Below are 11,934 nucleotides of genomic sequence, written 5' to 3' on the forward strand. Positions count from 1 at the left end.
TGGCGTTGATTTTTGGCACGCTGTTGAGTTCTCAAGGAACGGACGCTTCCTTTGTACTCACCCTCTCGGGCTTTCCTCCGGGCTTTTCCCTTCGGTCTTGCGTTTCCGACTCTATCAGACCGTTTCCAGTTCCGATTTCCTCGGTGCTTTCCAGGTTTCCGCTTTCGCGTTTCCCTTTCCGGCGGTTCCGACTTTATCAGAAGTTTCGGGCCGGACTGACCGGCCACTCATTTCCGAATCGTCGGGAGGGGCTTCTTCGAAAACAAGGTTTCAAGAAGCAGACAGACACTCACTACTGCCGACCGGATCAGATCCAGTTCTAGGCAACTGTTCGAATCTACCTCCCCGCTTTCTCCGTGTCAACGGTTCCTGCGGGGCGAAGAGGACACTAGCAGCTCAGCAGCCCCGCACGCACATCAGGCGGCCATGGGGACCGTGGCGCTGCGTTCGACCTCCGCGACATCGCCCGATTCTCCGGCGCGAGCCGCACGCCCGCCGAGGACGTAGACGTACGCGAGGAAGGCCAGTTCGGCGACGACGCCGATGCTGATGCGCGCCCAGGTGGGCAGGCCGGACGGGGTGACGAAGCCTTCGATGGCTCCGGAGATGAAAAGGATCAGGGCGAGACCGATGGCCATGCCGATCGCCGCTCGGCCTTCCTCTGCGAGGGCGGCTCGTCGCGTGCGTGGGCCCGGGTCGATGACGGTCCAGCCGAGGCGCATGCCTGTTCCTGCGGCGACGAACACCGCGGTCAGCTCCAGAAGGCCGTGAGGCAGGACCAGGCCCAGGAAGGTGTCGAGGCGGCCTGCCGAGGACATCAGGCCGAAGCCGACTCCGAGGTTGAGCATGTTCTGGAAGAGGATCCAGAGGACCGGGAGGCCGAGGAAGACTCCGAGGATCAGGCACTGTGCGGCGGCCCACGCGTTGTTCGTCCAGACCTGGGCGGCGAAGGAGGCCGCGGGGTGGCTCGAGTAGTACGACTCGTACTGCCCACCCGGGCGGGTGAGCTCGCGGAGCTGGCTGGGGGCCGCGATGGTGGCCTGTACTTCCGGATGGGTGCCGATCCACCAGCCCAGGAGGGCTGCCACCGCTGTGGAGAGCAGTGCGGTGGGAACCCACCAGTGCCGTGCTCTGTAGACCGCCGCGGGGAAGCCGTGCGCCAGGAAGCGGGTGACGTCGCGCCAGGAGGCGCGGCGGGTGCCTGTCACGGCACTACGCGCGCGTGCCACGAGTTGGCTGAGTCGACCCGTCAGCTGTGGGTCGGGGGCACTGGACTGGATCAGGGAAAGGTGGGTGGCCGTGCGTTGATAGAGAGTGACGAGTTCATCGGCCTCGGCGCCGGTCAGCCTTCGCTGGCGGCGGAGCAGGGCGTCGAGGCGATCCCACTCCGCCCGGTGAGCGGAGACGAAGACGTCGAGGTCCATCGGTTCGGCTGCTCCTCGGCTGCTCGTCGGCGACTCGTCGTGGGTGTCAGCTTGTCGTACTGCGGTGCGATGCGCCCTCAGCTTGGCAGACTGGCCGTTCTCAGGGCGGGCCAGGGGAAGGACAGCGGACGTGAGTGAGTTGGTGACAGGCGAGGCGGTGGCGCTGGAGCTGCGTCCTGCGCGGCTGCCGAGCAGGGCGTTGGCCGTGCTGCTCGATCTCCTGGTGGGCGTGATCGTCTACATGCTCGTGACCATCGCCCTGGTGGCTTCCACGGCTTCTCTGGACGAGGCGGCCCAGTTCGCGGTGTCTCTCGCGTCGTTCGTGCTGGTCATGGTGGGTGGCCCCATCGCGGTCGAGACTCTCAGCCGCGGTCGCTCGCTCGGGAAGCTGGCATGCGGGCTGCGTGTGGTGCGGGACGACGGCGGGCCGATCCGGTTCCGGCATGCGCTGGTACGGGGCGGGATCGGCGTCATCGAGATCCTGCTGACGTTCGGGGTCGTCGCCTGTGTCGCGTCGCTCGTTTCGGCGCGGGGGCGGCGACTCGGGGACGTTTTCGCGGGGACCTTGGTCGTACGCGAGCGCGTTCCGGTCGCGCACATCGGTTTCCTGCCTCCGCCGCCGCCCTGGCTGGCCGGGCGTTTCTCCGGGCTGGACCTGTCGACCGTTCCGGACGGGTTGTGGCTCGCCATCCGGCAGTACCTGGGGCGGATGCAGCAGTTGGACCCGCAGGTCGGCTGGGCGATGGCCGAGCGGCTCGCCGCTGACGTCGCGGCTCGTACGGGGGCCCCGGCACCGCAGGGTGTTCCGCCGGCGGCGTATCTCGCGGCGGTGGTGCAGGAGCGGCAGGCCCGGGAGGCTCGGCGCGCTTTCGGGAACGGATCGATGGGGACGGTCGGGGCGCCTGCCGGTGTTGAGCCTGTGGTCGGTGCGCCGGGGGTATACGGAGCGCAGCCTGCTCAGCCGTCTTCTCCCTGGTCGGCTGCGGTTACGGCCACTCCGCCTTCCTCGTACGGATCCGCTGCAACGCCTCTGGCTCCTCCGTCCGGCGCCGGACCCGCGGAGACGCCGTCGCCGGAGCGTCCTGGTACCGGATTCGCGCCTCCTGCGTAAGCCGTGCTGCCCCCGCCTCTTCCTCTTTCCGCCCCTGTCTCTCTCCCCTGCTCACGCGAAGACGGACGGCGGCGATTCCAGGTCTTCCAACTCGATGCCGGGAGCTGAGAGGACTACGTCCCCGGCGATGTGCACGGTGTGCTGCTCGCCTGTGTCCAGGGCTGTGACCTGGTATTCGTCCACGGTCAGGGGGCCGTTGTCAGTGGCGTGTGCTTCGCTTCTCATCAGTGTCCAGGACTGGTCCACGGTGCGCGGGGCGAGGACTGGATCCGTGAAGGTGACGAGCCGTACGCGGGTGGCCGATGTGGAAGGGGTGAGGCGTAGGAGACGGGTGGTGGCGATCAGGAATGAGGGGGACGTGCCGGTGAAGGCGTGGGCGGGGACATTGCCTTCCGTGGCGTGAGTTCCGGTGGGGTCCGTGCGGACCCAGGTGACGCCATCGAGAGCGGCGCCGCGTACCTGCCAGCCCGCTGCGTGGAGTTCCAGACGGATGGGGCGGCCGAGGTCGTCGAGGGTCAGGTCGACGGAGCCGGAGTGGTCGCCCGCGGGGTCCGTCAGCTGGGCGACGTAGCGCCAGCCGGAGGGGCCGGGGGCGCAGTGGAAGTGCTCTTCTGCGAGGGGGGTGTGATCGTGCGGATCATGGAGCGAATAACGGCCGCGGGGCATGGGGGTCCTGGGTTTTGACGGGCTGGTCCGGGCGTGACGGCACGGGCTGGTCGGGCCGCAGCGGCCAAAGGGGCAGGCCCCCGGCACGGGGGTGCGGGGGCCTGCCTCGGAGGACCTGCCGATGATGAGCGCGTCAGCGCACCGGCGCGCTCATCACGGGCTGGAGTCGGTACTCAGCGGCGGCTGAGCCGGCTGCTCAGTAGCGGTAGTGGTCCGGCTTGTACGGGCCGTCGACCTCGACGCCGATGTAGGAGGCCTGCTCCGGGCGCAGCGTCGTCAGCTTCACGCCGAGCGCGTCCAGGTGGAGGCGGGCGACCTTCTCGTCGAGGTGCTTGGGCAGCGTGTACACGCCGATCGGGTACTCCGACTGCTTGGTGAACAGCTCGATCTGGGCCAGCGTCTGGTCCGCGAACGAGTTGGACATCACGAACGACGGGTGCCCGGTGGCGTTGCCCAGGTTCAGCAGACGCCCCTCGGACAGGACGATGAGCACCTTGCCGTCGGGGAACTTCCAGGTGTGGACCTGGGGCTTGACCTCGTCCTTGACGATGCCGGGGACCTTGGCGAGGCCGGCCATGTCGATCTCGTTGTCGAAGTGGCCGATGTTGCCGACGATGGCCTGGTGCTTCATCTTGGCCATGTCCGAGGCCATGATGATGTCCTTGTTGCCGGTCGTGGTGATGAAGATGTCGGCCTTGTCGACGACGTCGTCCAGGGTCGCGACCTGGTAGCCGTCCATCGCGGCCTGGAGCGCGCAGATCGGGTCGATCTCGGTGACGATGACGCGGGCGCCCTGTCCGCGCAGGGACTCCGCGCAGCCCTTGCCCACGTCGCCGTAGCCGAAGACGACCGCGGTCTTGCCGCCGATGAGGACGTCGGTGGCGCGGTTGATGCCGTCGATCAGGGAGTGGCGGCAGCCGTACTTGTTGTCGAACTTCGACTTGGTGACGGCGTCGTTCACGTTGATCGCCGGGAACAGGAGGGCGCCGTCGCGCTGCATCTCGTACAGGCGGTGGACGCCGGTCGTGGTCTCCTCGGTCACGCCGCGGATCTCCGAGGCGAGCTGGGTCCACTTCTGGGAGCCGTCGGTGATGGTGCGGTTGAGGAGTTCGAGGATGACGCGGTGCTCGTCGTTCTCGGCGGTGTCGACCGAGGGGACCTTGCCGGCCTTCTCGTACTCGACGCCCTTGTGGACGAGGAGGGTGGCGTCACCGCCGTCGTCGAGAATCATGTTCGGGCCGCCGGTGGGGGTGTTCGGCCAGGTCAGCGCCTGCTCCGTGCACCACCAGTACTCCTCCAGGGTCTCGCCCTTCCAGGCGAAGACGGGGATGCCCTGCGGGTCGTCGGGCGTGCCGTTCGGGCCGACGGCGATGGCGGCGGCCGCGTGGTCCTGGGTGGAGAAGATGTTGCAGGAGACCCAACGGACCTGGGCGCCGAGGGCGACCAGGGTCTCGATCAGGACAGCGGTCTGCACGGTCATGTGCAGCGAGCCCATGATGCGGGCGCCGGCCAGCGGCTGGGTGGCGGCGAACTCCTTGCGGATCGCCATCAGGCCGGGCATCTCGTGCTCGGCGAGAGTGATCTCCTTGCGGCCGAACTCGGCCAGGGAGAGGTCGGCGACCTTGAAGTCCTGTCGGTTGTCGACAGTCGTCATTGCGAGCTGCTCCTCGGGATTGGGACGAGGTGGGTAGGGCTGGTCTGCGCGGCGGCGGACACAGGGGTGCCCGAAAGAGGACACAGGCATGCCCGGTGCGCGCGGCGCAGTCCGTCGGAGGCCCTCTCTCCCTCGGTCGATCCGCATCGGGATCGCCCGACCGCCATCAGCAGCGACGTCTGGCTCCGTCCCAAGCTACACCGGTACGCCCGGCCGTCCCCAGTCCACCTCCGAACACATCGAGCCGATCGCGAGGCAGCCACGAGAGGGGGACGGGATGGCCGTGACATCGATAACAGGACACCCACGATCACCGGACCAGGAGTCAACAGGCCATGACAATCCGGGACTTTTGAACCTTTGGGCGAGGTGGGACGTGCTGCAGGATGCAAGGGATCGGAACCAGCTGATCGATCTTGCGGGGCGTCCGGGACGGCGTTCCGTGCGAACAACGGCGTTAGGAGATCGACGTGACCAGTCCGGCCGGCCTTCCCCCCACGGGCGGCGGCGGTGGCGAGCAGAAGCGGTTGAAGCTGCTCGCGGTGACCGCCTGCCCGACCGGCATCGCCCACACGTACATGGCAGCCGAGAAGCTCGCGCAGGCCGCCGAGAGCCGCGGCATCGACATGAAGGTGGAGACGCAAGGGTCCATCGGGGCCGAAAACGTACTCGATGACAACGATGTCAGCACTGCGGACGGCATCATCGTCGCCGCGGACAAGGATGTGGACCTGAGCCGTTTCGTGGGCAAGCGGGTCCTGACCGTCGGGGTGGCGGAGGGGATCCACCATCCCGGGCAGTTGATCGAGCGGGTGAGGTCGGCGCCCGTGCACCAGCCGGGCGGAGCGAGCGCGCCCGCGGCCGGTGCGAGTGGCGGCAAGGAGCGCGGCGTCGGGTACAAGGCGCTGATGAACGGGGTCAGTTACATGATCCCGTTCGTGGTGGTCGGCGGGTTGCTGATCGCGATCTCGCTCTCGCTCGGCGGGCACACGGACCCGTCGGGTGGTCTGGTCATCCCGAAGGACTCCTTCTGGATGGACGTGAACAACATCGGTGTCATCGGCTTCACGCTGATGGTGCCGATCCTGTCGGGATACATCGCGTACGCCATCGGCGACCGCCCCGCCCTCGTACCCGGCATGATCGGCGGCTGGATCGCCAACACCGGTTCGCTGTACGACTCCAAGGCGGGCGCCGGATTCATCGGCGCGATCGTGACCGGGTTCCTCGCCGGGTATCTGGTGTTGTGGATCAAGAAGGTCAAGGTCCCGAAGTTCGTGCGGCCGATCATGCCGATCATCGTGATCCCGATCGTGGCGACCACGGCGCTGGGGCTGTTCTTCATCTACGTCATCGGGAAGCCGATCTCCTGGGTGTTCGAGCACCTGACCAGCTGGCTGAGCGGGATGACGGGCACGAGCGCGATCCTCCTCGGCGCGATTCTCGGGCTGATGATCGCGTTCGACATGGGCGGGCCGGTCAACAAGACGGCGTTCCTGTTCGGCGCGGGGCTGATCGCGACCGGGAACCAGACGGTCATGGGCATGTGCGCGGCCGCGATCCCGGTCATGCCGTTGGGTCAGGGCCTCGCCACGCTGATACGCAAGCGGCTCTACACCGAGCAGGAGCGGGAGACCGGTCTCGCCGCGCTCTTCATGGGCTGTTTCGGTATCTCCGAGGGCGCGATCCCGTTCGCGGCGGCGCGGCCCGCGCAGGTCATCCCGGCGAACATGCTGGGCGGCGCGGTGGCCGGGGCGATCGCCGGGGTCGCCGGGGTCGAGGACGCGGTGCCGCACGGCGGGCCGATCGTGGCGGTGCTGGGTGCGGTGAGCGGCGTGCCGATGTTCTTCGTGGCCGTGGCGATCGGTACGGCCGTCACCGCGCTCACGACGGTCGCCCTTGTCGACATCGGCGAGCGGAAGCGGCGCGGGGAGGCGGTCGTCGGGGTGCCGGCGGTCGGGCCCGAGCCGGTGCTGGTCGGGGCGGGTGCCGGGGTGGTGGCGGGCTCCGCCACCGTCGTGGCACAGAAGGCGGCACCCGTGACGGCCGCGACCACGGCTGCGACCACGGGGGCCGAGGTCCTCTCCGGGTATCTCACCGAGCAGACCGTGAAGGTCGAGCTCGACGCGGCCGGGAAGGAGTCCGCGATCCGGGAGATGGCCGGGCTGCTGGCGCGGACCGGCAAGGTCACGGATGTCGACGAGCTGGTGGCGACCGCGCTGCGGCGTGAGGAGCAGGGCACGACCGGGCTCGGTGAGGAGATCGCGATCCCGCATGCCAAGACGGATGCGGTGAGTGCGCCGGTCGTCGGGTTCGCCCGGTCCGCCGAGGGCATCGAGTGGGGCTCTCTGGACGGTACGCGGGCCAAGCTGGTGTTCATGATCGCCGTACCGGAGGCGGCCGCGGGCGACGAGCATCTGCGGATCCTGGCGTCGCTGTCGCGGAAGTTGACGGACGCCGGGTTCCGGGAGCGGCTCACGGCGGCGCCGGACGAGCGGGCGGTGCTCGGGGTGCTGGGCGAGATCCAGTAGGAGGAGGCCGGGTGCGTGCGGGCCGTGTCCACCGGGGTGCGGCCCGCACGAGCCGTTCACAGCGGGGAGCTACTGTCTGCCGCCGTGGATGTTCCACGTGGGGAGGGAGTGGCGATGAGCAGGGCTCGGGGGCTGGGGATCGCGGCCGTCGTGGTGGGGCTGGTGGGGTTGTCGGCGGTCCTGGGAAGCGTTGTCTACGGGCGGTACGCCTTCGGGGGTTCCGTCGTGTCGGGCGACAGCATGGCGCCGACGTACGGGCGGGGCGACCAGGTCGTCTTCGAGCGGATCGACGGCGGCGAGGTGCGGCGCGGGGATGTCGTGGTGTTCTCGGCGCCGGACCGGTACGGCTTCGACCAGCTGGTGATGGAGCGGGTCATCGGCGTGGGCGGGGACCGGGTGGCGTGCTGCACCGGCGATGAGCAGGACGCGCGGGTCGCCTTGAACGGGGAGCCGCTGCGGGAGCCGTATGTCCAGGGCGCGGACGCCGGCGGCGGGTACCCCGACTACGACGTGCGGGTTCCCGAGGGGCGGCTGTTCCTGCTGGGTGATCACCGGGCCGACGCCCGTGACTCGCGGGCTTTCCTCGACGACCACGGCGGGTCCCTTCCGGCGTCCGCGATCCGGGGGCGGGTGCTCGACGACTACACCGTGCCGGTGGCGCTCGGGGTGGCGATGGCGGTCGGCGTGCTGCTCGTGCTGGTCGCCGCCGGGCTGGGGATCGCCGCCATGGTCGTACGACGGAAGGCGCGGGCCGCGCTGCCGCCACCGCCTCCGTGGGCGGTGCAGGTGTGAAAGCTGAAGGGGCCCACCGGGATTTCCCGGTGGGCCCCTTCAGCGGGTGTCAGTGACCGGCGTCGTGCTGCGCCGGTCCCCCGGGCGTCGCCTCGCGGTCGGCGCCCTTGGAGGCCTCGGACTGGCTGAAGATGTCCGGTTCGAGGTAGATGACGCGGGCGATCGGGACGGCCTCGCGGATACGGGCCTCGGCGGCGTTGATGGCGTTCGCGACCTCGGTGGCCGAGTCGTCGTGCTGGACGGCGATCTTGGCGGCGACCAGGAGCTCCTCGGGGCCGAGGTGGAGCGTGCGCATGTGGATGACGCGGGTGACGACGTCGCCGTCGACGATCGCGGCCTCGATCTTCTGGACCGCTTCGATGCCCGCGGACTCGCCGAGGAGCAGGGACTTGGTCTCCACGGCCAGGACGAGCGCGATGAGGATGAGCAGGATGCCGATGCAGAGGGTGCCGATGCCGTCCCAGACGCCGTCGCCGGTGGCGAGGGCCAGGCCGACGCCGCCGAGGGCGAGGATCAGGCCGATCAGCGCGCCCAGGTCCTCCAGGAGGACGACCGGCAGCTCGGGCGCCTTGGCGTGGCGGACGAACTCCTTCCAGGACTGCCGGCCGCGCAGGACGTTGGACTCCTTGATGGCCGTCCGGAAGGAGAAGGTCTCGGCGATGATCGCGAAGAGGAGGACGCCCACCGGCCAGTACCAGTGCTCGATCTCGTGCGGGTGCCTGATCTTCTCGTAGCCCTCGTAGATCGCGAACATGCCGCCGACCGAGAAGAGCACGATGGAGACGAGGAAGGCGTAGATGTAGCGCTCGCGGCCGTAGCCGAAGGGGTGTTGCGGGGTGGCTTCGCGCTGGGCCTTCTTGCCGCCGAGGAGCAGCAGGCCCTGGTTGCCGGAGTCGGCGAGGGAGTGGACGGACTCGGCGAGCATCGACGACGAGCCGCTGAAGAGGAACGCCACGAACTTCGATGCCGCGATCGCGAGGTTGGCGGCGAGTGCCGCCACGATCGCCTTGGTTCCGCCTGACGCGCTCATGTGTTCGCGTTGTCCCTTCGTACGTCCACGCAGTCCAGGCCTTTGCCCGTCCTTTGCCGGTGGGCCATTGTTGCAGCCCTTCCCGGCAGAGGTGTGTCAGGTGTCCACAGCCCCGGTCATACGATCACAGTGGCCCGGAAGACGGTGCCCGTCCCGGTCACTTCGGCCTTCTCACCTGCGGGAACGAAGACGGACCGACCGGGGTTCAACTCGTGCTCCCCGGCCCGGACGGAACCCGCCGTGCACAGCAGGATCTGCGGGGTGGCACGGGTGAGGTCGTGGGCGGCGCCGCCCTCGGACAGGACGTACCTCGACAGCCGGAACTCGTCGATCGGGGTCTCGTAGACCTCCTCGCCGTCCGGGGAGGCCTCGGGGCGCAGCACACCGGCGTCGGCGGCCTCGAAGCGGACGATGCGCAGGAGTTCGGGGACGTCGACGTGCTTGGGGGTCAGTCCGCAGCGCAGGACGTTGTCGGAGTTGGCCATGATCTCGACGCCGAGGCCGTTGAGGTAGGCGTGCGGGATGCCGGCGCCGAGGAACAGGGCCTCGCCGGGCTGGAGCCGGACGTGGTTGAGGAGCATCGCGGCGATGACACCCGGGTCGCCCGGGTAGTGGTGGGCGATGTCCGCGTACGGAGCGTACTCGCCGCCGAGGCGCGAGCAGGCGGTCGTCGCCTCCGCGACCGTACGGGCCATCTCCTCACGGTCCGCGCTGAGTACGGCCGTCAGGACCTCGCGCAGCGCCGCTTCCTCGGGGTGGGCGTGCAGCAGGTCGACGTAGGGCTTGAGGGAGTCGACGCCGAGGCCGGCGAGGAGGCCGGCGGCTTCGAGAGGGTTGCGGAAGCCGCACAGGCCGTCGAACTCGGTGAGCGCGCAGATGAGTTCGGGCTTGTGGTTGGCGTCCTTGTAGTTGCGGTGACCGGCGTCCACGGGGATCCCGCGGCGCTCCTCGTCCTCGTAGCCCTCCTTGGCCTGCGCCAGGTCGGGGTGCACCTGGAGGGAGAGGGGGGCGCCCGCGGCGAGGATCTTGAGGAGGAAGGGCAGGCGGGGGCCGAACTTGGTGACAGCCGCTTCGCCGAGCTCCCTCCGCGGGTCCGCGTCGATCACCTCGACGAGCGTGCCGCGGCCGGTGCGCGAGGGTGCGCCGGGGTGGGCGCCCATCCACATCTCCGCCTGCGGCTCGCCGTTCGGGGCGACGCCGAGCAGGGCGGGGATGGCGGTGGTGGAACCCCAGGCGTAGGGGCGGATCGTGTTGTCGAGGCGGTCCATGGGGTTCTTTCTGTACGACGGTCAGAACGGCCTGGGCATGATCAGGCGCCGGAAGCGAGCGCCAGGTAGACCGCGGCGAAATCCGTGACGGCGATCAGTTCCGCGAGGGTCTCCAGTTCGCCGCCCTCCTCCGGTTCCAGCTCGCTGATGGGGGTGTCGTGGCTCAGGGCCAGCTCACGGGCGGCGGGAGCGGCGGAGAGCCCGCCGAGGGGACGGTCGCGCAGCAGCACCACGCGCGCGTGCATCACGGGTGCTTCCTCCACGCGGTCGCGGAAGAAGTCGTCCGGGTCGGCGCTGGCGGCGAGCGGGCCGGCGAGCAGGGCGTTGTGCGCGGCGAGCGCCTCGGGCAGTTCGGCGACGACCGCGGGGCGGCCGGCGAGGTCGGCGAGGTCGGCGGCGAACCGGCGGCCCGCCGGGCCCGCCGAGGTGCCCTCCGTCCAGATCACCGGGAGCGCGTCCGCGAGTTCGGCGGCCAGGGTCTTGGCGGGATTGCTGTACGTCGCGATGGCCGGGCCGCAGCGTTCGGCGATGTGGTCCAGTCGGTCGGCGACCTTCTCGACGGCGTCCGGCGGGGCGCTGAGCAGGCCGGTGCGGTCGAGGATCGCGAGCAGCGGGGTGAGCAGCGCCCACAGGACGCCGGGGGCGGACGCGGTGAGGGCTTCCTCCTGCTCGTACGGGGCTGTCGCCAGCGGTACGAAGAGGCCGTGGGCGCCTTGTACGGCCTCGGTGAGGGGGGTGGCGGCGGGGGCCACGGCGACGACGGTGCAGCCTCGGCGGTAGGCCTGGTCGGCGAGGAGGGACAGGCCCGGTTCGGTGCCGTCGGGGGTGGTGATCAGGAGCAGGTCGACCGAGCCGGCCCACCCTGGGAGCTCCCAGCGCAGGGCGCCGGCCGCGGGGGCCACGCCGGTGGGGGCCAGGCGGATGACGGGGCTGCCGGCGCCGGCGAGGGTGCCGAGGAGGTCGGCGACGCAGATGGCGGCGGCGCCGGGGCCCGCGATCAGGACCGCGCGGGGGCGGCCGTCGGGCTTCAGTTCGTTGACGCCGGCCTCGGCGGCGAGCCTCGCCGCGGTGCGGACTCGGGCGCCTGCTTCGGCGGCGCCGCGGAGCAGGCCTCGGCGGTCGGCCGCCGAGAGGGCCTCGGGGGTGTCGAGCAGCGATTCGTCGAGCATGGGCGGCAGCCTCCTGCGGTCGCCAAATTCGTCGGTCACGCGGGTCGCCGTCGGCGGCGGTCCCTGCGGCTCGGGTCGCCAGGGGTCGCTTACGCGGGGCGGCGGGCCTCGTCGACGAGGAGGACGGGGATGCCGTCGCGGACCGGGTACGCCAGACCGCAGTCCTGGCCGGTGCAGATCAGCTCGGTGTCCTGCTCCTCAAGAGGGGCGTGACAGGCCGGGCAGGCGAGGATCTCCAGGAGGCCGGCTTCGAGCGGCATGGGGTGTCCCTTCGGGGCGGGCGGATGAC

At 69.9% G+C, this 11,934-nt stretch carries 10 protein-coding genes; 3 read left to right on the forward strand and 7 right to left on the reverse strand.

Annotated features, from left to right (window positions below):
* Window positions 1-416: 416 nt before the first annotated feature.
* Window positions 417-1,424 carry a stage II sporulation protein M gene (locus HLK59_RS43565; protein ID WP_171147211.1) on the reverse strand — a complete coding sequence of 336 codons (1,008 nt, stop codon included), beginning with the start codon at window positions 1,422-1,424 and terminating at the stop codon, window positions 417-419.
* Window positions 1,425-1,554: 130 nt separating this feature from the next.
* Between HLK59_RS43565 and HLK59_RS43570 the strand changes: the two genes are divergently transcribed.
* Window positions 1,555-2,535: an RDD family protein gene (locus HLK59_RS43570; RefSeq protein ID WP_171147212.1), complete on the forward strand. Its 981-nt coding sequence runs from the start codon at window positions 1,555-1,557 to the stop codon at window positions 2,533-2,535.
* A gap of 51 nt (window positions 2,536-2,586) precedes the next feature.
* Here the strand turns inward: HLK59_RS43570 and HLK59_RS43575 are convergent, their stop codons facing one another.
* Window positions 2,587-3,201, reverse strand: coding sequence for a hypothetical protein (locus tag HLK59_RS43575; RefSeq protein ID WP_171147213.1), 615 nt, complete (start codon window positions 3,199-3,201; stop codon window positions 2,587-2,589).
* A 196-nt stretch (window positions 3,202-3,397) separates the two neighbouring features.
* Window positions 3,398-4,855 (reverse strand): adenosylhomocysteinase, encoded by a 1,458-nt coding sequence (gene ahcY / locus HLK59_RS43580; RefSeq protein WP_171147214.1) that lies wholly within the window; start codon window positions 4,853-4,855, stop codon window positions 3,398-3,400.
* A 470-nt stretch (window positions 4,856-5,325) separates the two neighbouring features.
* On the opposite strand from ahcY, the gene HLK59_RS43585 reads away from it, so the two are divergent.
* Together HLK59_RS43585 and lepB are read left to right on the forward strand one after the other, a co-directional pair.
* The gene (locus HLK59_RS43585) at window positions 5,326-7,386 is read left to right on the forward strand and encodes a fructose-specific PTS transporter subunit EIIC (RefSeq protein ID WP_346779952.1); all 2,061 of its coding nucleotides are present in this window, start codon (window positions 5,326-5,328) and stop codon (window positions 7,384-7,386) included.
* A gap of 114 nt (window positions 7,387-7,500) precedes the next feature.
* Window positions 7,501-8,178, forward strand: a complete 678-nt coding sequence (gene lepB, locus HLK59_RS43590; protein WP_171147215.1) for a signal peptidase I — start codon at window positions 7,501-7,503, stop codon at window positions 8,176-8,178.
* Window positions 8,179-8,227: 49 nt separating this feature from the next.
* Here lepB and HLK59_RS43595 read toward each other — a convergent pair whose 3' ends face one another.
* The 4 genes from HLK59_RS43595 to HLK59_RS43610 form a co-directional block, all read right to left on the reverse strand.
* A complete protein-coding gene (locus HLK59_RS43595; RefSeq protein WP_171147216.1) occupies window positions 8,228-9,208 on the reverse strand; it encodes a cation diffusion facilitator family transporter in 981 nt (326 codons plus the stop codon).
* A gap of 116 nt (window positions 9,209-9,324) precedes the next feature.
* Window positions 9,325-10,476 (reverse strand): mannose-6-phosphate isomerase, class I, encoded by a 1,152-nt coding sequence (gene manA / locus HLK59_RS43600; RefSeq protein ID WP_171147217.1) that lies wholly within the window; start codon window positions 10,474-10,476, stop codon window positions 9,325-9,327.
* A gap of 41 nt (window positions 10,477-10,517) precedes the next feature.
* Window positions 10,518-11,645, reverse strand: a complete 1,128-nt coding sequence (locus HLK59_RS43605) for an SIS domain-containing protein (RefSeq protein WP_171147218.1) — start codon at window positions 11,643-11,645, stop codon at window positions 10,518-10,520.
* Between the two features lie 89 nt (window positions 11,646-11,734).
* Window positions 11,735-11,905 carry a Trm112 family protein gene (locus HLK59_RS43610; RefSeq protein WP_078936097.1) on the reverse strand — a complete coding sequence of 57 codons (171 nt, stop codon included), beginning with the start codon at window positions 11,903-11,905 and terminating at the stop codon, window positions 11,735-11,737.
* Window positions 11,906-11,934 lie beyond the last annotated feature (29 nt).

Source organism: Streptomyces sp. S3(2020), from assembly GCF_013044505.1.
Taxonomy (GTDB): domain Bacteria; phylum Actinomycetota; class Actinomycetes; order Streptomycetales; family Streptomycetaceae; genus Streptomyces.